Annotated in this window: 18 protein-coding genes and 1 pseudogene; 10 read left to right on the top strand and 9 right to left on the bottom strand. The window is 66.9% G+C overall.

Annotated features, from left to right (window positions below):
* Positions 1-194: 194 nt before the first annotated feature.
* Together K8O92_27095 and K8O92_27090 are read left to right on the top strand one after the other, a co-directional pair.
* Entirely contained in the window at positions 195-1,316 is a 1,122-nt protein-coding gene (locus tag K8O92_27095) for a hypothetical protein (protein UAK31425.1), read from the top strand.
* 34 nt (positions 1,317-1,350) lie between these two features.
* On the top strand, positions 1,351-1,626 hold the full coding sequence (locus K8O92_27090) for a hypothetical protein (protein UAK36106.1): 276 nt from the start codon (positions 1,351-1,353) through the stop codon (positions 1,624-1,626).
* On the opposite strand, the gene K8O92_27085 is transcribed toward K8O92_27090, so the two are convergent.
* From K8O92_27085 to K8O92_27075, 3 genes are all read right to left on the bottom strand, one after another.
* The gene (locus K8O92_27085; protein ID UAK31424.1) at positions 1,508-1,921 is read right to left on the bottom strand and encodes an MspA family porin; all 414 of its coding nucleotides are present in this window, start codon (positions 1,919-1,921) and stop codon (positions 1,508-1,510) included. The genes K8O92_27090 and K8O92_27085 overlap by 119 nt on opposite strands.
* 179 nt (positions 1,922-2,100) lie before the next feature.
* Positions 2,101-3,375: a nucleotide sugar dehydrogenase gene (locus tag K8O92_27080; GenBank protein ID UAK31423.1), complete on the bottom strand. Its 1,275-nt coding sequence runs from the start codon at positions 3,373-3,375 to the stop codon at positions 2,101-2,103.
* A gap of 2 nt (positions 3,376-3,377) precedes the next feature.
* Positions 3,378-4,067 carry a PIG-L family deacetylase gene (locus tag K8O92_27075; protein UAK31422.1) on the bottom strand — a complete coding sequence of 230 codons (690 nt, stop codon included), beginning with the start codon at positions 4,065-4,067 and terminating at the stop codon, positions 3,378-3,380.
* Between the two features lie 142 nt (positions 4,068-4,209).
* On the opposite strand from K8O92_27075, the gene K8O92_27070 reads away from it, so the two are divergent.
* The 3 genes from K8O92_27070 to asnB all read left to right on the top strand — a co-directional run bounded on the left by K8O92_27070 (position 4,210) and on the right by asnB (position 8,459).
* On the top strand, positions 4,210-5,373 hold the full coding sequence (locus K8O92_27070) for a flavin-dependent monooxygenase (GenBank protein ID UAK31421.1): 1,164 nt from the start codon (positions 4,210-4,212) through the stop codon (positions 5,371-5,373).
* A gap of 408 nt (positions 5,374-5,781) precedes the next feature.
* Positions 5,782-6,609, top strand: coding sequence for an AfsR/SARP family transcriptional regulator (locus K8O92_27065; protein UAK31420.1), 828 nt, complete (start codon positions 5,782-5,784; stop codon positions 6,607-6,609).
* Between the two features lie 2 nt (positions 6,610-6,611).
* The gene (gene asnB, locus K8O92_27060) at positions 6,612-8,459 is read left to right on the top strand and encodes an asparagine synthase (glutamine-hydrolyzing) (GenBank protein ID UAK31419.1); all 1,848 of its coding nucleotides are present in this window, start codon (positions 6,612-6,614) and stop codon (positions 8,457-8,459) included.
* Here asnB and K8O92_27055 read toward each other — a convergent pair.
* On the bottom strand, positions 8,449-9,564 hold the full coding sequence (locus tag K8O92_27055) for a glycosyltransferase (protein UAK31418.1): 1,116 nt from the start codon (positions 9,562-9,564) through the stop codon (positions 8,449-8,451). The genes asnB and K8O92_27055 overlap by 11 nt on opposite strands.
* Positions 9,565-9,757: 193 nt before the next feature.
* Here K8O92_27055 and K8O92_27050 point away from each other — a divergent pair, with 193 nt between their 5' ends.
* Genes K8O92_27050 through K8O92_27040 form a run of 3 tightly spaced genes read left to right on the top strand, consistent with a single transcriptional unit; the run spans position 9,758 to position 13,419 of the window.
* Positions 9,758-10,633 carry an FAD binding domain-containing protein gene (locus K8O92_27050; GenBank protein ID UAK31417.1) on the top strand — a complete coding sequence of 292 codons (876 nt, stop codon included), beginning with the start codon at positions 9,758-9,760 and terminating at the stop codon, positions 10,631-10,633.
* Entirely contained in the window at positions 10,623-11,120 is a 498-nt protein-coding gene (locus K8O92_27045; protein UAK31416.1) for a (2Fe-2S)-binding protein, read from the top strand. The genes K8O92_27050 and K8O92_27045 overlap by 11 nt, the downstream gene beginning before the upstream one ends.
* Positions 11,107-13,419, top strand: a complete 2,313-nt coding sequence (locus K8O92_27040) for a xanthine dehydrogenase family protein molybdopterin-binding subunit (protein UAK31415.1) — start codon at positions 11,107-11,109, stop codon at positions 13,417-13,419. Before K8O92_27045 ends, K8O92_27040 begins: the two co-directional genes overlap by 14 nt.
* Positions 13,420-13,432: 13 nt before the next feature.
* Here the strand turns inward: K8O92_27040 and K8O92_27035 are convergent, their stop codons facing one another.
* From K8O92_27035 to K8O92_27020, 4 genes are read right to left on the bottom strand one after another with little or no spacing between them, the layout of a single operon-like run.
* A complete protein-coding gene (locus K8O92_27035; protein ID UAK31414.1) occupies positions 13,433-15,241 on the bottom strand; it encodes a DUF2264 domain-containing protein in 1,809 nt (602 codons plus the stop codon).
* Between the two features lie 6 nt (positions 15,242-15,247).
* Positions 15,248-16,399, bottom strand: coding sequence for an N-methyl-L-tryptophan oxidase (gene solA / locus K8O92_27030; protein UAK31413.1), 1,152 nt, complete (start codon positions 16,397-16,399; stop codon positions 15,248-15,250).
* Between the two features lie 9 nt (positions 16,400-16,408).
* Positions 16,409-17,362, bottom strand: a complete 954-nt coding sequence (locus tag K8O92_27025; GenBank protein ID UAK31412.1) for an L-histidine N(alpha)-methyltransferase — start codon at positions 17,360-17,362, stop codon at positions 16,409-16,411.
* Positions 17,363-17,367: 5 nt separating this feature from the next.
* Entirely contained in the window at positions 17,368-18,276 is a 909-nt protein-coding gene (locus tag K8O92_27020; GenBank protein ID UAK31411.1) for a hypothetical protein, read from the bottom strand.
* A 300-nt stretch (positions 18,277-18,576) separates the two neighbouring features.
* Here K8O92_27020 and K8O92_27015 point away from each other — a divergent pair, with 300 nt between their 5' ends.
* The gene (locus K8O92_27015; protein ID UAK31410.1) at positions 18,577-18,807 is read left to right on the top strand and encodes an IS3 family transposase; all 231 of its coding nucleotides are present in this window, start codon (positions 18,577-18,579) and stop codon (positions 18,805-18,807) included.
* Positions 18,808-18,820: 13 nt separating this feature from the next.
* Here the strand turns inward: K8O92_27015 and K8O92_27010 are convergent.
* A pseudogene (locus K8O92_27010) lies at positions 18,821-19,164 on the bottom strand (transposase).
* Between the two features lie 612 nt (positions 19,165-19,776).
* On the opposite strand from K8O92_27010, the gene K8O92_27005 reads away from it, so the two are divergent.
* Positions 19,777-20,145 (top strand): hypothetical protein, encoded by a 369-nt coding sequence (locus K8O92_27005; protein ID UAK31409.1) that lies wholly within the window; start codon positions 19,777-19,779, stop codon positions 20,143-20,145.
* The last annotated feature ends 292 nt before the right edge of the window (positions 20,146-20,437 follow it).

Here is a 20,437-nt window from a genome sequence, read left to right as displayed (position 1 = left end):
GGAGCTGTGGGAGGACAGGTCGTCAGCGGGTGAGTGAGGCCGGGCGTGTGATGCGGGAGGCCACCGAACGGTTAGCGGGTGCGACCGTTCGGGCGGTAGAAGGTGCCGCTGAAACCATACTCAGGCCAACGGCACGCACGCTCAACCGCGGTGTCGAGGAAGCACTCACCACCGACAGAGATGGCGCCAACCCCGTGAGGGCGGCTGGCCGCGATGTCTCGGAGAGTGCGTCGCCGGTCCCCGCGCGGGCCTCCGTCCTGTTCGACCGGCCGGTGGCCGCCGCGGAGCGACGTGTCCACACTAAACAGGACTATATCGAGTCCTTCGAGGACCGAATCGGGCGAAAGCTCACCCAGGCCGAAGTCAAGACGGTCGACTTGGGCTGTATCGGACTGACCATGGTGCGCCTGGGCCGCACCGGCATCGAGGTTCCTCCGACGAATCTGGCATTCGCCGACGCGCGAGCCCATCGCTTGGTCGCAGAGACCGAGAAGGTGCTCGGCCCCGGGGAGATCGCCAACGACGCGGTGAACAGATTACGGCGCGATCTGACTCGGGCGCGACAGGACCTCGAGACCGAGTTGAAGAAGCCGGGCGCGGGCCAGGACTCATTCACCGTGCCGCGCCTACAGGCGAAGATCAAAGAGTTGGAAGACGAATACGAGCAGGCCAAAACGACAACGCGGCAGTACTGGGTCCGCATCGGGGCGGAGCAGGTCACCGCCTTGCTCGAGGCCCGAGATGCCGCCAAGGCCGTCGGTGGACAGCAGGTTTTCCAGCAGGTATCCGAGTACGCCGCGAAATTCAACGACATCCTCGCCACCGGGCCTGCAGACGCCGCGAAATTCGCCGAGCTGGTACGCGCGGACAAACACCTCGCCCCGCTGCGCGGGGTCACCGACGCGCTACCCTCCGGTGATCTGTCGAACGTGCGCGCACACATATTCGCCAAACACTTCTGGTCGGGCCAGGAAGAGAAGCTGGGCTTGGACGGAAAACCAGCCACAACCATCCTCGGGCACCCGCTGGGGACCTCGTCGGTGCTTCCGAATCCGGACAGGTTCGCCCCCCACCCCCACACCGGGCAGGTCGACATGTCCAAGGACCTCTTCCAGGGTAAGCCCGGGTTCATAAAGTTCGACTACGGATGGTATGACGAAGGCAGCGGAAGCTGGTGGCATGCCAATCACGCCGAGCGTACCGACCCTGAGGATCCGATGCGTGTCTACCAGAGCGGACCGGAGAGATTCTTCACCGGTTATCCCGATTTCGACAGTTCGGTGGTCTGCATTGCATTCGTGCGGGACATGCCTTGAAACCACCGACCATAGCCGCGGCCAGGAGGACAGAGTGGATTTCGCAGACTATCTCGACGAGGAGGTCGTGCTCTACGGCATCGCCGAGAACGCCATGGCCGGGGCCGTGCTGCGGTGCGGTCGAAACACGCATGTGTACCTCGACGGGCTGCCACAGTGGGACGAAAGCGACCACCACGGCGCCTTCGAGGTCACTGGCGTCCTCGCCGTGGAAGGTGACGATACCGAAGCCTTCGGCGAGAACCGCACGACACACCGGCTCGGCCGCCACTACGTCCTGAAAAACCCGACGTGGGAACGTTGTCGGTGAACGTCACGATCACGTAGGAACGGAGTGTGAGTCCGGTCAGGCAGCCATCGGCCTTGATACTGGTTCGAACGATGTCGATGCGTAGTTTGTGATCTTTCAGGGAAATCTTCTCGACAACGATGTCCGAGATCGTTCCCGCTGCAAGGCGGGCAGTTATTTTCGGTTTCACCTCTACTTTGGGAAACACTATCGACTGGCGCTCCTCCGGCGACACGAAGACCTGTGGAGTCACCACCAAAAGGCTTGGCGGCATCAGCCCACCATCGATGCCAAGGGACGAGGTGATCGACTGCATTGACGTCATCCTCAGCGCACGCCCGCTCCCAACAAAGGGGGATCGAGGCGAGTAGTAATCGTTGCGCGAATCTGGGGTGACGGCGGCGACAAGCTGCGGTGCGAGTTGGCCAGCGGGCATTGGTACGCAGAGAGTAAGCAGCACATACAGCAGCCGGGAAGCATGCCGGATCGTGGAGATCAACCCTGCGCGGTGCCGCGGTGATGGTCGGTTGCCGGTCCGGTGGCGTCGAACAGCCTTCTGGCCGAGGCCAGCGTCTGCGCGTCGTAGTCCCTGTGACGTTGGACTACGACCACGAGATCCGCGGAGCCGACGGCAGCGGCGAGATCGTCGCAGCGGCGCAACCGCTGTCCGGCCCAGCGCAGCTCAGGGATGTACGGGTCGTGATAGGTGACCGTCAAGCCGCGGCGCAGCAGCTCCTCGGTGAGCGGGATGGCGGGCGTTCCGCGAGTGTCGGCGACGTTGGGCTTGTAGGTGACGCCGAGCAACAGGACGGTGGCGTCGGGCAGTGTCACGCCTCGGTCGTCGAGGTCCTTGACGATGCGATCGGCCACCCATCTGGGCATGTCGGCGTTGATGGCGTGCGCCGTCTCCGCCAGCCGCAGCGCCCGGCCCAGCCGAGTGGTGGTGTGGTGGATCATCAGCAGGGTGTCGACGGGAATGCAGTGCCCGCCGACACCCGCGCCTGGCCGAAACGGCATGAAACCGTAGGGTTTTGTGGCTGCCGCGGCGATGACATCCCAGATATCGATGTCCAGCTCATGGCATACCTGGGCAAATTCGTTCACCAAGGCGATGTTCACCTGGCGAAAGACGTTTTCGAGGATCTTCGTTGTTTCCGCTTCGGCAATTCCGACTGTGGTGTGTATGTTCGCGACCACCCGCCGGTAGAACATCGCGGCTCGGTCGCGGCAGGCCGGGGTCAGCCCACTGACTACGCGGGGAGTCGTTGTCAGCCGGAACCTGGTGTTGCCCGGATCTATGCGTTCCGGCGAGTACGCCAGGTTGAAGTCGATTCCGGCGACCAGACCCGACTCTTCGAGGATCGGCCTCAGCAGATCGACGGTGGTGCCCGGGGGCACGGTGGACTCGACCACGACGAGCTGTCCCGGACGCAGGTGGTCGCGGATCGTGGTGACCGCCGAGATCAGTGGGCGCAGATCAGGGGTGTTGTCCGTCTCGTGGACCGGCGTCGGCACGCACACGACGACGATCGCGCTGTCCGCCAGCACGCCGGGGTCGGTGGTGGGATGCAGATGGCCGGCCACGGACCGGATTTCCGCGGCGGTGACCGTGTCGACCGGACTGTCTCCATGCTGGACCGCGGCCACCCGGCGTCGGTCGACGTCCACACCCCACACGTGGTCACCCGCATGTGCCAGTGCCACTGCCAGCGGCAGGCCGGTGTAACCGATCCCGACGACGGTCACCTTCTCGTGTGCTGCGTGCGTCATGATCACCACGCCAGTCGGTACGGGCGGAACAACTCGGCGTAGCGGAGGCCGTAGCCTGCTCCGACCGCGGCGTCGACGAGCCGGATGTGCTCCAGGGATCGGGGCTGGCCATCGGGCCGGATCTGGGACCGATAACAGCGCAGGGCTTGCTCTTTGGTGGCCCAGAAGTCGGTGGTGTCGACCGTGATCGGCCACGCGTTGTGGGTGGGCGACCAGTGCTCCTCCACTCCGCGGTACCCCAGGACCACCCGCGGGGTGGGCACCGAGGGACGTGGCCGCGCGGCGGCGAACCCAGCGCGGAAGACCGCGCAATGATCTTGGTGGTATCCGGCCTCCGCCGGGATCATGAGGGCGGTGGGACGCACCGCGGCCAGCGACGCCTGCTCGTGGGTTGTGATCACGTCGACCAGCCGGCGCTGCCGAGTCGTGATGTCCATGTCGCCGGCCTGATCGATCCAGACGACCGCGGCGGTCGTCACGCCGAGCGCCGCGCACGCCTGTTCGAACTCCGTGACCCGCTCCTGCGGGTCGGCCACCCCGCCGTTGGCACGGACCGTGACGCAGAGGACGTGCACCTGCAGGCCCTCGGCAGTCATCCGCGCGATCGTGCCACCAGGGCCGATGGTTTCGTCGTCGGGATGCGGCGCGACGACGACGACCCGCTCACCCTGTGTCAGCCCGAATACCGGCATGCCGACACAGTGGTGCGACGCGCTGACCATTGGGTGATGCGCGCCGAGTCGCGGGCCGCAAACGGTCGCGTCACGCGCACGCCAGCGACCGCATCGACGATCACGCTTGCCAGGATCACGCCCGTCACCGTGGAGGGGGAATATGCACAGCAAGACCGTGTTCGAACTGGTCCGCGAGGTGCTGCCGCTCATCCGGGATCGTGCGGACGATACCGACCGGGCCGCGCGAGTGCCCGAGCCGACCATGTCGGCGCTGATTTCCGCGGGCTTCTTCAGAATGCTGCAACCCGCGCGCGTCGGCGGCTACGAGTCCAATCCGCTGGACTTCTATCGGATCGTCCGGAGGATTTCGTCCGCCTGCCCGAATACCGGCTGGGTGGCCGCCATCGTCGGGGTGCACCCGTGGCAGATCGCGTTGTTCTCCCCACAGGCACAGGACGACGTCTGGGGGGACGACCCGGACACGCTGGTCAGTTCCTCGTACGCTCCCGTCGGGCAAGTGTGCCCTGTCCGCGGTGGATACGAGCTGCGGGGACGGTGGAGTTTCTCGTCCGGTTGCGACCACTGCCAGTGGGCGTTGCTCGGTGCGATGTGCACTCGTGAAGGTGCGGACCCGGAGTACCTGACCCTGTTGATACCGCGCAGTGACTACACGGTTCACGCCGTGTGGGACTCGGTCGGTCTGCGTGGCACCGGGAGCAACGACATCGTTGTGGAGGGCGCGTTCGTGCCCGATCACCGAGTGTTGAGTGCGCGGGATTGGACACAACTGCGCGGTCCCGGCCACCAGGTCAATCACGCTCCGTTGTATCGGTTGGCCATGGGTAGCGTCTTCCCGACGACGATCACCATGTCGATCATCGGGGCGGCGGAAGGTTTTTACCAGGAGCACACGGACTGGGTCCGGTCACGGGTGCGGATCTCGGACGGAAAGCACGCTGTCGACGACCCGTTCGTGCACGTGCGGTCGATGCGCGCCGCGTCCGACATCGACGCGGCGACCCTCCAGGTGGAGCACAACATCGCCGAGCAACTGGCGTATGCGCAGCGAGGCGACGGGATCCCGTACCACTTGCGGCTGCGGACGCGGCGCGATCAGACGCTGGGCACCGACCGGGTTGTCCGGGCGGTCGAGGAGTTGTTCACCCGATCCGGGGCCACCGCGTTGTCCTCGGCAGGCCCGATGGCGAGCTTCTGGCGACACGTGCACGCGGGCAGCGTGCACGTGGTCAACGACTGGCCCCGGGTGCTCAGCCAGGTGGGGCGTGCCGAGTTCGGTGCCACGGTCGATGATCCGTGGATCTAGCGCACCCTGCCGGTTTCCGCGGCGCAGGCCGCCGGTGTGACCGCGGGCACCGAGCAACCGGCCGGTTGATCGCCAGCGACATGGTGTTGGAGCTGATCGGTACCGGCCCGCAACATTCTCGACGACGTCACCGACCGGATTCATGGCCGACAAATGGCGTGGCTACCGCGATGAAGCCCGCGCGACCCGGCAAAGCACCGGCTTCCGGAGGAGTTCCGAGCGGCCACAGAGTTCCCAGCAGTAGCAAACATTGCAGCGGCGCCGCAGCTATCATCAATCCCGCAGACCATTCGGTCTGAGCTTGTTTAGCTGGTCAGGACATCAGATGTGATGGTGCACAACAATATTTCGCCCGCTTTCGGCGCACCGGGGTCCTGGATGAGCGACTCGGCCCAACCCGTTTCGGCAATGCGATCCTCGCTGGCCCTGGTCCGGGAAGGGACGCGACTATCCAGCGAGGCACCCCTGCGTATCCAGGCATTGGGAGCGTTGACTATCCGTCGGGGTGATCGAGTAGAGATCCTGACCTCCACGATGCGGTCCAAGCTGTTGGTGGCGCTGCTGGTGAATGCGGGCACGTACGTGTGGACGGACAAGCTGATCACGGAGCTGTGGGACGGACAACCACCGCACCGGCCCGACTGGGCCCTGCAGTCCGGTGTCATGCGGCTCAAGAAGTTCCTCCGTGGATGGGGCGAGCAGATCACGATCGAACATGGGCCCTCCGGTGCGTACCGGCTGGACCTCGGCGATACCGGTTTCGATGTGGCGGAGTTCCGGCAGCTGACGCAACGCGCATTGCACCTGCTCGGCACCGGGTCACCGGACGGAATCGGTGTCGGCCGCAGCGCGCTGGCGTTGTGGACCGATACGGACGCTTTCATCAATGTGCAGCTCGGGGCTCTCGGCTCGACCGAGCGCACTCATCTGGAGCAGCAGCGGTCGCTGCTGACCGAGCGAGTCCTGGAGGCCGAGCTGCGTGCCGGCCGGCATCGCGAGCTCATCCCGGAGCTCTCGATGCTGGTGGACCGGCACCGAGATCGCGAGTATTTCCACCAGCTCTACATGACGGCGCTGTATTCGGCAGGCCGCCAAGCAGAAGCGCTCGAGGTCTACTGGTGCCTCCGTGATCGCCTCCGAGCCCTGTACGGTGTCGAACCAACCCCACCCCTGCGGGAAACCTATCTCGCGATCCTGCGCCAGGACACCGCGCTGTCACGCGACGAGACGGACTAGCCATGTGCGGAATCACCGGGTGGCTGGCGTTCGACCGTGACCTGACCGGCGAGGGACCAACGCTGGCCGGCATGACCCAGACCCTGGCGCCCCGCGGTCCGGACGGGCACGGTCTGTGGATGGATCACCGGGTGGCACTCGGTCATCGTCGCCTCGCGGTGATCGATGTCGACGGCGGTGCCCAACCGGTCAGCGTCCGCACGCCGCACGGCCCCGTGGTGATGGTCTACAGCGGAGAGACCTACAACTATCGGGAACTGCGCGCCGAATTGCGGGCCCACGGGCATCGGTTCGACACTCTGTGCGACACCGAAGTCGTCCTGCACGCATACCTCCAGTGGGGTGACGATTTCGTCGACCGGCTGACCGGCATGTACGCCATGGCCATCTGGGACGCGCGAGTGGAGCGGCTGCTGCTGGTCCGGGACCGGCTGGGCGTGAAACCGCTGTATGTGTGGCCGACCGAGCACGGCGCGCTGTTCGCCTCCGAACCCAAGGCCATCTTCGCCCATCCGCTGCCCGCGCGGCGGGTCGATATCGACGGTCTCCGGGAAATGCTGGCGTTCAAACCCCACACACCCGGGCACGCCATGTGGGCCGGCCTGCGCGACGTGCTGCCCGGCACCACGATTGCCATCACCCGTGAGGGTCTGCGTGAGCGCACATACTGGCGGCTGCGCACCGACGAGCACACCGACGATCGCGCGACGACCGTGGACACCATCCGTGGCCTGCTCGACGAGGTCGTCACCCAGCAGCTCACCGCGGACGTCCCCAGGTGTGTCCTGTTGTCCGGTGGCTTGGATTCCAGCACGATCACGGCTCTGTCGGCCCGGCACCTCACCGCACAGCGGGAGCGGGTGCGGACCTTTTCCGTCGATTTCGCCGGACACGCCGACGCGTTCCGCGGTGACGTCGTGCGCCCGGCCCGCGACACCCCCTTCGTACATCTGGTGGCGGACCATGTCGGATCGGTGCACCGCGAGGTCGTGCTGGACACCGCGGGTCTGACCGACCCGGCGGTGCGCACCGAGGTGATCACCGCGCGCGAACTCCCGGTCCCACTGGCCGACCTGGACATGTCATCGCTGGCGCTGTTCCGGGCGATCCGCGAGCACTCGACGGTGGCGCTGTCCGGTGAGGCGGCCGACGAGGTGTTCGGCGGCTATCCGTGGCTGCATACCGCACCCGACGGCGACGACGACACCTTCCCGTGGCTGCCTGCGATGGGCCCGTCCATGCGCTGGCCGGACCCCACCGACATGCTCCACCCAGACCTCGCCCGCAAGCTGGATCTCGCCCAGTACAGCCGGGACCAGTACGCCACCGCATTGGCGGAGGTCGACAGCCTGTCCGAGGACACCGCAACCGAGCGGCGCATGCGTGCCCGCTACTACTTGACGCTGACGAGGTTCCTGCGGGACCTGCTCGACCGCAAAGACCGGTTGAGCATGGCCGTCGGGCTGGAGGTGCGGGTGCCGTACTGTGACCACCGCCTGGTCCAATACGTGTACGGGACGCCATGGCACATGAAGGTGTTCGACGGCCGGGAGAAAAGCCTGCTGCGCGCGGCGACGCGCAAGGTACTGCCGGAGCCGGTGCTGCGGCGCAAGAAGAGCCCGTATCCGTCCACGCAAGACACGGGGTATGCCCGTGCGCTGCAACAGCAGGCCCGAGAGGTGCTGGCACAGCCGAACCATTCGGTGTGGGACATCGTGGACCGGGACTGGCTGCACGGGGTCGTGCGGCACCCGCCGGAGAGTCTGTCACCCACCGCCCGCAACGGCATCGATCATGCGTTGGACATCGCCACCTGGATCGACGTGTTCTCCCCACGGCTCACGGTGTGACCAGGTTCTGCAGCTGCGCCACGATGCCGTCCTCGTCGGGCAGCGCCAGCATCGCACCATGTGCGCTGCGCATCCGCTCGCGGATGGTTTCATCCGCCAGCACCCGCTGACACGCCCCGGCGACACCGTCCGCGGTCTGCTCGGCACGCCGCCCCAGGCCGAACCCTTCGATCAACGCCGCATGATGCGCCTGGTCGGCGAACTGCGGTACCGCGACCATCGGCACCCCGGCACTGAACGCCTCACGGACCGAGTTGTATCCACAGTGGGTCACCAGCAGGTGTGACCGCTGCAGGGCACGCCGTTGCGGAATCCAGTCGACCAGGTGCACATTCGCGCCGACCGGGACGTCATCGACCGGGGTGCCGCCGGTGGCCACCACAGCATGACAGTCCACCCGGGACAGTCCCTCGATGATGGCGCGCAACGGTTCTCGCATACGCGGAGTGTGCTCGTCATCGGGCAGTCCCTGCCGACGGATCTCGGCGAACATCGGCAGCGCGGTACCCAAGGTGGCGAGCACCAGCGGTTTATCAGTGGGTATCTCCGGCATGCTGCCGTCGTACTCCCACAGTGGCTGGCGGTAGGCGTACGGCAGTGGTATTTCGTACCGGGCGCACGAGTATTGGGGCGGCATGGCATCCAGGCGGCCATACCGGAAGATGGCCATCGCGTCCTGCGCAGGCAACCCCACCTCGGCACGGCGGGCGCTCACCAGTGGCAGGACCCCTTCTGGGTCCAGGATGTTGGTGGCGCCCGACGGTGCCGAAAGGTGCGGCACGCCAAGTGCTTCCGCGATCAGGCACCCGGCCAGGTCGGCGCCGTCGCGCAGCACGAGGTCCGGGGCACAGGCCCGCGCCACCGGCATGATCGCGTGGAACGCGGCCGTTACGTGCGGACCGCCGACGAAGTGGACCGTCTCCAGGTAGGGGGTGAGGTCTTGCGTGAGTACTTCGGACAGTCCGGCGCGCATGCCGCGCAGCACCTGCGCCATGGTAGGGAAGACGGGATGCACGCGCATCGGCTCGCCGGCGAACGTCTCGGCCACATACTCCGAGGTGACCACGGCCACCTCGTGCCCGGCTCGGACGAGGGCACGAGCCATCGGGAGCATGGCCCGTCCGTGTGACGGTGACCCCGTCACGGTGCACAGCACTCGCACGTGTGGCTCCTGTCTCGGCGGAACGTGGCAGGTGTGATTGTTGGTGACGGCACAGGCGTCGCGGCTGACGTTCCCCTGACGGTCCGCGATGGGCCGGCGTCACGCCGCTGTCAGCGGACTGCACGACGGTTGCCGCATGGCACCACCAGCACTGCGGTATCACGCGCCGACCACTGTGACCGAGGCGGTGGACGTCCTCGCGGCGCTGGGCGACGACGCGGCGATCCTCGCCGGCGGACAGTCGCTGATGCCGCTGCTGATCACGCGGCAGTTGACTCCGGGACACGTGGTCGACATCAACGGGATCGCGAGTCTGGACTATGTGCGACTGGAGCCGGCGGGAGTACGCCTCGGCGCGGTGGCTCGCCAAGCCGATGTGGAACACGACAGGCAGGTGATCGGCGTGCTGCCGTTGCTGCGTCAGGCGCTATGCCTGGTAGCGGTGCCGGCGGTGCGCAGTCGCGGGACCATTGTGGGCAGCCTCGTCGGTGGACTGCCCTCGGCGGAGTTGCGGGCGGCGCTGGCGTTGGCCGGGGGCAGCGTGCAGGTGGCGGGCGTCGAGGGGACCAGGACCGTGCCCGCCGAGGTGTTCCTCGCCGACGGCGTCGGCGCGCGAGATCTGGTGGTGTCGGCGCTGATTCGGCGCCCGCCACCCGGGACGGGAACGGCGGTGGTGGAGGTGAGCCGGCGGCGTCGGGTCGGGCGGGCGATCGTCGGGGTCGCCGCGGCCGTCACGCTCACCGCACAGCGGCGCATCGACCGGGCGCGGGTGGCATATATGGGCATCGCGGTGACGCCCCCCACCCTGGATCTCACCGAGACCGCGATCGACAGCGACGCGACCCGGGTGGAGTGGATCGCAGCAGGCCGGCGAGCACGGGAGCAGATCCACCCCGTCGGCGACCGGTACGCGACCGCCGCCTACCGCCGTCACCTGGTCGACGTGCTGACCACCCGCGCACTGCGTGCGGCCACGGCACATGCGCTTGCGGAGCCCAACGATGCCCGATGACGCCCACGTGATCACGCTGCGGGTCAACGGCGCGGCGCACCTGGTGCGCGTCTGCGACCGACGCTTGCTGTCGGACTGTCTGCGCCACGACCTCGGGCTGACCGCTACCCACGTCGGCTGCGAGGAGGGCGTGTGCGGTGCCTGCACGGTGCTGGTGGATGGCGCACCGGCGCGCTCGTGCCTGCTACTGGCCGTCGCCGCACAGCGGTACGCGATCACCACGGTCGAAGGGCTGGCCGGGCCTGCCCTGCGGGCACTGCAGCAGGCCATGCAGGTCGAGCACGGGTTGCAGTGCGGATTTTGCACCCCGGGCGTCCTCACGACCCTCGTGGCGTATCTGCGCGACAATCCCCGCCCGTCCACGCAGGACCTCGAGGATGTGCTCGCCGGAAACCTTTGCCGCTGTACGGGCTACCGGCCGATCGTGACCGCGGCGCTGCGCGCCGCCGCCATCTTGCGCGGGGAGCGCCACGATGACCCGCAGTGAGGACGAGCGGCTGCTCACGGGACGCGGCCGGTATCTCGATGACCTCGGGCACGGTGCACCAGCTGTGGTGTTCGTCCGGTCTCCCCATCCGCACGCCCGGATCGTAGACGTGGACAGCACCGGCGCGCGGGCCGTCGACGGCGTTATCGCGATCATTACGTTCGAGGACCTGCCGGAATCGATAGCCGCACCACTGCCGCAGCTCGAACCCCACGCGGCGCTGACACAGCCGCGGACATCGCGCCCGCTGGCCGGCGGCGAGGTGCACCATGCCGGTCAGCCGGTGGTCATGATCGTGGCTGAGGATCGGTACGTCGCCGAGGACGCCCGCGACCGGGTCCAGGTGACCTACGACCCGACGCCGCCCGTAGTGGGCATCGAGGCCGCCCGCGCAGCCAACCGGCTGGTGCATGCCGATGTTCCCGGAAACATCGCCGGGCGCTTCATCCAGGTCCACGGCGACGCTGCGGCGGTGCTCGCGACCGCACCGCACACCCTCACCGTGCAGCTGGACGTGGAGCGCACCGCGTCCACTCCGATGGAGATGCGGGGCGTCTACGCGCACCCAACCGACGAAGGCCTGCGTGTCTACTCCGCCACCCAGACCCCGGCGAGTCTGCGGCGACTGCTGGCCGACCACCTGGACCTCCCGGAGTCAAGGCTCGAGGTGGTCGCCCCCGACGTGGGCGGCGGATTCGGCGTGAAAAGCGTGCACCCGTGGCCCGAGGAGGTCCTGGTGGCGTGGGCCGCGCGACGACTGGACCGACCGCTGAAGTGGGTGGAGGACCGCAAAGAGCATTTCGCCTCGACACATGAGCGCGGGCAGCTCCACAAGGTGCGGGTGGCATTCGACGATGTCGGGCGGGTACTCGCCCTGGACGTGCGGTTCTGGCACGACGCCGGGGCCTACACACCCGTGGGGATCCGGGTGCCGGTCAACACCGCAAATCACCTGTGCGGCCTGTACCGCATCGACGCTGTCCGGATCGAGTGCGAGGTCCTGTATACGACCATGCCGCCGGTCACCCCGGTGCGCGGCGCCGGCAAACCGCAGGCGATGTTCGTGATCGAACGGACCATGGATGCGATCGCCGCGCATCTGGGACGCGACCGCGCCGCGGTCCGCGGCATCAACCTCATCCGCCCGGTGGACCTGCCCTATCCCGGCCCGATCCCCCACCACGGCGGCGACTATCCCTCCGCGCTGCGGCAGGCCACGGACCTCGTGGGCTGGGCAACGATCGAGGCGCGACGCGAGGCCGCACGCGCCCGCGGCCGGCACCTCGGGGTCGGGTTGGCCTGCTACGTCGAACGGACCGGGCGGGGGCCGTGCCCCTACGAGGGCGCCCACGTCCGGGTCGACCCGGATGGCGCCGTCCACGTGTTCGTCGGGCTGACCGGCCAGGGCCAGGGCCAGCACACGACCCTTGCCAGGATCGCCGCCCACGAACTCGGCGTGTCGCCACATTGGGTCCATGTGACCTGCGGCGACATCGAGCGATTCCCGTTCACCCCTGGCACGGTGGCCTCCCGGAGTGCGGTCATGGCTGGCTCGGCCGTGGCGATCGCGTGCCACAAGGTGCGAAACAAAGCACTGCGAGCCGCCGCGCACCAGCTGGCCTGCGACATCGTCGACCTGGATCTGCGCGACGGCGTGGTGGTCTCGCGGTCCCGCCCACACGACCGGCTGAACCTGGCCGCGATAGCCCGGCTGTGCCACCCCGTGCTCGTCCAATTCGCCCATGACACCGGCGATCTCGACGATCCGTTGCCGCTGGCGGACGGCGAGCACCCCGGCCTGGCCGCCACCGCCTACTACACGGCAGCGGATTCCGCCGTTGGCTACGGGGTGCACGCCGCCGTGGTCGAGATCGATGTGGCGACCGCCGGGATCGAGATCGTCGACTACGTCGCCGTGACCGGCTGCGGGACGGTCATCGATCCGGGGATCGTGGACGGACAGGTGCTCGGCGGCATCGCCCACGGTCTCGGCGAGGCGCTCTACGAGCGTCTCCCGCTGGACGCGGACGGGCGCCTGGTCACTCCGACCCTGACGGAGTATCTGCTGCCCAGCGTGGCGGAGATCCCCCCGGTGCGGCTGGCACGTGTACCGGACCACGTCTGCCCGGCGAACCCGATCGGGGTCACCGGGGTCGGTCAGGCCGGCACCCTGCCGGTGCTTGCCGTGGTGGCGTCGGCGATCGACGACGCCGTGGGGTTGCGGATCGACCGCATGCCGATCTCGCGCAGCGAACTGTGGGAAGCCCTGGGTAGCAACAACACTGGATCAGCGGTGTAAAGGACGCCGATCGTCAGGCGTCCGGCGTCGACCGCGCGGCCAGCAACATGGACCGCTCGGGGCGCCTCGGCGGCTGGGGCCAGCCGTCACCGTCGCCACCGCCGACGGCATCGGCGAGGCCGAGAACCGCACAGGCAAGCCAGAACTCGCCGGGTGGGTGGGTTCCGAGCAGGGTGGGGATCACAGTGCGGCGGGCCATGACGTTCGTGCCGGGAAAGGCCGCCACGAGCTGGCCGGTTCGATCGCCGTCGAGGTCATCGATCACGCACAGTCCCGTGGGACCGGAGATTCGGGCGTGCCCCGGGCCGGCCGAGGTGGTCGGCGGACCTGCGACAGTGTCGCGGTCCACCGCGAACGCGCCCTCCGCAGTGACCAGCGCGCGCGGACTGCGGATATGATGCACGCGCACGTGCCACGGCGGATCGGCCTGCACCCAGGTCTCCACGTCGACGTCCGGCCACGGCCGCCAGCGGCAGTACACCAAGCCGTCGTGCACCACCGGATCCAGCGGCACCTCGCGGGTCCGGTAATGTTCGCCACCGTCGTCGCTGAGCGCCAGCGTGCTGTCGAACGCCCCCTGCGCGAGGCCGTGCGCGCCGGACATCACGCTGAAGCCGAACCACGAGGAGTACGCGAACTTCGCGTACTTCGCCTCGCTGTGCCGCGCCCACTGGTGGTACTGCAGGGAACCGAGCGCGATCGCCTGCCGCCCCTGCTCGCAACGCATCAGCACGACACCCGCGTGCGGTTGGGTACTGGTTTCCGGCAGCTGGGGGGCGGGCTGCTCCGGAGCCGTCCACAGGGCGTGGTCGGCGGGCAGGGCCAGCGGAAGAAACGCCTTCATCGCCCAGTACGGCGATCCGGGGGCGTTGTACTGCTCGGCCAGCAAGGGCTGCGGGTAGCCGTATCCCACCGACAGGAGCCCGTCGGCCGTCGTGATCGTACGGTCGCGCCACCACCGCAGGTTGCGCAGCAGGTATCCCTTGACCTCACCCCAGGGCAGCGCCTCTACATCGGCAAAGGCCAGCGCACCCCAGAACGAGACATGGGCGAACCGATAGGTGAGGCTGCGGCCGAAGGGAACAGCCGCGCCGTCGGTGGCGAACCAGTGCCGGAAATCCGCGGCGAACGCGCTCGCCCGCGCACGCATCCGTTCGGCGCGTGCGGAGTCGCGTTCCCCGGCCAGTGCCGCGTACACCAACCCGTAGAAGTGCATCGCGAAGGACACGTAGTAGTCGCGGCGTCGTTCGGTGAGCCCGTCGGCGTACCAGCCGTCACCGAGCGCGCAGCTCTCCAGCCAGTCCAGGCGCGCCACGTTGGCCGCGCGTTCGTATCGCACGCCGACCCGGTCCAGGCCCAGCCCGACCAGCACCGGGAAGAATCGCCAATTGTTCTCGACGGTCGCGCAGTCGAGCACTGAGGACAGCCACGCAGCGGCCCGATCACGCTGCGGCCCGGTCAGCGGATCCCAGAGTTGTTCCGGCACAAGGGCCAGCGCGAAACCCAATGCCGCCGCCTCGACGATCCGCTGATCGCGGTCACCGGGCCGACCCCAGTACTCCGGATGGGCCGGGTCTGTGCCGGACGCGAGGCCGCGGCGATAGGTCTCCCAGTGCGTGAAGTCCCCGCCGCCCGCGGCCAGCGGAGCCAGTCCCCACAGCGGCCTGGCGAACGCCTCCAATTCGGCCGCGGTGTCGTCGTAACCGGTGGTGTTCACGCCGAGCCGTACCCGGGCGCCACCCGGGCTGAAATACGGTATCACCGCCTCGGCCAGGTCGGTGGCCAGCAACTGCACACTCGCTCGGTCCGCGATGTCGGCCATCGGAGGTCATCCCTTCGGCAGTTCGTGTCCGATCCTCAGTGTTCGCGGCCGTCGCGGGTCGAACAGGTCGATCGGGTGCGTTGTTGTCCCGGCACTCGCCAGATCGGCCAAGATCTCCCCGAGAACCGGGACGAACTTGAATCCGTGGCCGGAGAACCCGCATCCCACGATCACGTTCGGATGATCCGGGTGCGGCGCCACCACGAAATGCTGATCCGCCGTCGTGCCGTCGACACACGTCGCATGCCGTCGCACCACACCGGCCACCGACGGCATGCGGTTGCGCAGGTACCGGCGTATCTGCTGAATATCCGCCGCACGGGCGATTCGGTTGTCCGGCACCTCTGCCTGTGTGCCCAACGAGAACCCGATCTTCACACCCTGACCGTCCCGCATATCGGGACAACACAGGAACATGACGCCGTTGTCGCATTCCCAGATCACGGAGGGGTGTTTCGCATAGTCGAAGTCCGCGGCCCCGTCCCGTGGGCGAAACCAACATTGAACAATGGTTTCCACGTTCAGTTCCATGCCGACATGGATCAGATGTTTGGCCCACGCGCCTGGACACAGCACCAGCCGGCTGGCGGTGTAGACCGCACTGGCAGTCCGCACCCGGACACCGTCGCCGCGAGCCGCCCAGTCGAGCACTGGTTCCCGGAAACGCAAATGCGCGCCGGCTCGCTCGGCCAACATGTGATGTGCCGCCACCGCGGCTTCGGGGTGCACAACCCCGGCTCCGGCGTCGTACACGGCAACCATGCCGGGCCCGGGATTGAGAGTCGGAAAACGGCGACGGGTGTCGGCCGCGTCCAGCAACTCACAGGGCAGGTCCCATTCTGCGGCGGATTTCGCGGCGCCCGCGATCAGTGGCCCGTTCTCGGGACCTACCATCAGTCCCCCGATTGCCGAGAAAATTCTCGTGCCTGCGTCGTGCTCCACACGTTCCCACAGTTCGGAAGCTCGTCTCGCCAGCGGTACGTACGCCGGGTCCTCGTACTGCAGGTGACGCATGATGCGGGTGCCGCCGTGGCTGGCGCCATAGTGATGGACGGGCGAATACTTTTCCAGTCCTAGGACCGACAAGCCGCGCTGGGCAAGATGGCAGGCTGCAGCGCTGCCCACTCCGCCCAGACCCACGACGATAACATCGAACATGACTGCCAACTATCCGCGGAATGGCTGAGCCTGAGCCAGACAGAGCCCGTAGGTATCGCGATCGTCGATCCACCAGCGTTGCACCGTGTACGACGCCGTCTCCAGCTCCTGCGTCCATTCAAGGGCCGACATTTTCGCCGAGTGCGCCACCTTGATCAGTTCGTTCCGCGCGAAGCCGATGGTCGCTCCCATCCGCCGGAGGCTGACCTTGTGCGACGTGGTTGCGCGCAGATAGTGGTCGACTTGCCGGGCCGCGGCGTTCCACTGCTTATGGTAGACGAAGTTGTCCAGATCGAAATCAGCATCCAATTCGGCGTTGGCCCGAACCAACGCGTTCTTCCACAAATCGCTCGGCGCGGTACCGTCGTACGCCCCCAGCAGCTTGTCGGTATTCTTCAGCAAATCGGCGCCGATCAGCAGACTGCCGGATGCGCCGAGCCTGCGGCACAGTGAGCTGAAGAGAGCGTGGCGTTCACCGGGCGAGAGATTGCCGAAGGTGCACCCCAAGGAGATCGCCAACTGTGGGTTACCGAACGACAGCGGTCGAGCAGACTCGTGGAAATCCTCCACGATCGATTCGATGGCCACCGCGGGAAACGCGGCGGACACGAATTCGACGGATTGCGCGACAGCGTCCTCGTTGATATCCCACGCCACGTAGCAGGTCAACAAGCCCCGCGAATGGAGCTGCTCGAGCAAGGGCCGGCATTTCGACGCGGCGCCGCACCCCAGGTCGATCAGAGTCCGGGCACGGGTCGCATCCGCTATGCCAGCGACACTGACCGTCAACAGACGCGTCTCGGCCACGGACAAGTAGTATTCGGGCACGGTGATGGCGTGTTCGTAAAGATCCCCACCGCGGGTATCGAACACCCATGTGGTCGGTATGTACTTGTCCGACGAAGTCAGGCCACGTACGACAGTCGCGTGCAGTGTTTCGTTCGACGTTGCGAAGTTCTTCATGGTGATTACTCGGGCAGAGCCGTGTCTCGTGGAGCCCGCGTAGGGTTCACTGCCAATTGTGTTCGGTGAATTTTCAGGCGGTTGAGCATGCCGATCGGCGTCGAGCCGGATGCCGACGACACGGGCGTGCTTCCGCTGGGTCCGAGGAATTCGGCGCATACGAATTTGTGGGACTCGTAGGTGTCCTGCAATGCCCGGTGAAACGCATTCCGCCACGCGAGCATCTGATGCGGCGGATCGGCCAGCACCGGACTTGCCGTCGTCAGGCTGCGTGCCAGATACCGGTGATCAGCCCAATGTAGTCCGGTCATTTTCGGCGGAGCTGCCGGTGGCAGCAGCGTGGGACGGATGTGCTGTTCGTAGTCGCCGGACGGAAAATCTCCGGTGAACCGAAGAGCCATGGCTGAGCCACGCATGAGCAAACATGCGGTGGCCAAAGCATCACGCGCGCGGCGAATCTCGCCCGACGCCACATGGCTCACCATGACGTGCAGCGCGATTGAAATCCATTGCAGCAGCACGATGAACACATGGTGTCCGCGAATCCACCTGCCCAATGAGTCGCGGTGACCGTGGGGGGCGATGACCCGGCAGGTCAGCGCCGCGGCCACCGGCGGCGGGGTGCCGTCCACCGCGAATCGGCACAGAGCCGAGAACGCCAGGCGCAATGTCCCCCACTGGCGTGGGGTCAGGGACACGCCGCCATTGATCGCCTCCTCCAGGAGGATGCGGTAGGCCGTGAGAACGCTGTGCACGAGCGCTGTCGTCCCGCTCACGCGCTGGATCTCGAACGCGTGGTCCAGTGCCCCGGCCAACGTGCGCGGTGCCGGGTGCAGTGGTGCGGTCTCCTCCGGCAGGGTAACGGACCGGACCTGCTCCAGCGCCTCATAGTCCGACCACGCCGGAGTGATCACGGCCAGTGCGGCGAAGGCCTCCCCGACGGCCGGACAGAACCGCAGATCAGCACGGGTAGTGGGCAAAGCATGAGGAGGCAAGATGCGGAACATCGGGTTCCCGTCCGGTCGTTACTCCCCCACTGGGAGAAAGAGCTGGTAGGTCTCCCACACTGGGAGAGTGAGTTGATAGCCTCGTGACACAGCCCAGTCGCGATGCGTCACCACCCGGTCAGCGAACCGCCTCGAGCGCGGGAAAACGAGTGCGCGCGAACTCGCCGGTTGGGCGCGACCGGCGCTGACCGATCGACCTGTTCGGCAATGTCCGTCCACCGGTCTTCCGAACGACGATCGCGCGGATTCTTCTCCACGCTGAAGACCGAGCTGGTGTACCGGAACTCTTGGCGCACAAGGGGAGACGCGGAGAACGCGTTGTTCTCCTACATCGACGGCTGGTACAACACCCAGCGCATCCAGAAGAAGCTGGATTGGCGGTCACCGGACGAGTACGAGGACAGCTACCATCAACGGGTTCCAGCCGGAACCAGATAATCAGCTCTCCGGCTCAGCGGGGGAACCTCACCTCACGGCGCACGGGGTGGTGGGACCAGATCTGCTTGGGGAAGCTCGTTAACCCGAGCAGATCAGCGCGGGCGGTGTCGAGGTGGTCGGCGACCTTCGGCAGTTTCTCGGCCACCGCATCGAGCATCCGATCGTATTGGGCAGCAACCGATCCGGGTCGGCTTGATCGAATACAGAGTGCAGCAAGGTCCGCACCCACGGGCACGACGATTTCGGACACACCGACATCAGATTGACCGTGTAGTGGGTGCGACAATGCTGCCAGCTCGCACCGGACAGGGTGGCGCCGATTGCGGCCACCAAGCCGGCGTGTGCGTCGGAAGTGACAGATATGTACTTCGGGACGGTCGTGGAATGGGGTGTGGTCCGGGTAGCCGATTCCGGGTGTCGTCGGGACGGACGTCTGGTCGGGCATGCCGAGATCAAGCCGACTGACGTGATCGAGGGCTACGAGATCACAGAAGGAGATGGCAGTACCACCCTGCTATTGGCCCCATCGATCAGTGACCGCTCACCCATCGACCGATAGCGAGAACGCACCAGCCAAACCCGGCACTCCGCCCGATTACGGCGAGTACGACGACGACCTCGACCGCAGTGTCGCCGGCGCGCACCAACCGGCTGGGGATGTGAGACGGCAGGCTACGCACGCGGTAGGTAATGGGTGGGCGGGTTTCGGATGAGGAATGTCTACCTATGCGGGCAGGGTTGGTGGTGTCGGCGGGTAGGGCTGCTGGTGGGCGGGGTTCCGTCCGGGTGGTTGATGCTCGTCGCGACGATAGCGACCCCTTGTGGTGCACAACGTGGTGGAGCCGATCGGGCAACGACGCCCAGTAGGGGACGCGGTCGTGGATCGGATACGTGGTGTCCACGTGTGCCGGGCCCCGGCGTTGCGGGCGAGGCTGCGGCGAACATATCAATCCGGCCGGCCGGAGACGAATGTCTTTCTGGGTGGCCGTCGATGCGGAACTGGTTTCCATGATGACTACTGCACTGCTGCCTCTTGCTTACGGGTATCTGCGCGATGACCTGATCGGTGACCGCGCCCGCGCCGCGGGTGAGGACACGTTACGGGCTGCTGCCCGGTCGCTGGGCTACGAGCTGGCCACCGTGTTCCACGAACCACCACCACAGGGCGGATTGCTACCCCCGGCGTTCGCCGAAATGATGCAGGAATGCCGCCGCGCCGCGGCGCACACGGTGATCACCTTGCCTGGGCACCTGTCGAACATGTCGATGTCGAGGATGGTTCTGCAGGAAGTCCTGCACGTGCGCGCCGAAGCCGTCATCCACGAAGTCGAACACTAAACCTCGCACGAGGTTCACCTTCGCTCACCCCCGGTCCGCGCGCCGCGTGGACCGTGATGCAAACGCTGGGGTGTGGATGGAGGAGCGGTGCAATGCGCGGGAGCGGGGCCGGTTCATGCGTGCGCCCCATAGAGTCAGCGCTGCGGCCAGGGACATGTACTGCAGGTAGGCGAGGGCGACGAGGATGCCACCGTAGTCACGCACCCACCCCAGCAACGAGGGCAGGGCGGCGTGCTCACGTCCGCCAGCTGTTCGGCGAGACGATCGAGCGGATCTATATCGGGCAGCACCA

The organism is Nocardia asteroides (assembly GCA_019930625.1).
GTDB classification, from domain to species: Bacteria; Actinomycetota; Actinomycetes; order Mycobacteriales; family Mycobacteriaceae; genus Nocardia; species Nocardia sputi.
This window is presented reverse-complemented; position numbering and strand designations above follow the sequence as displayed.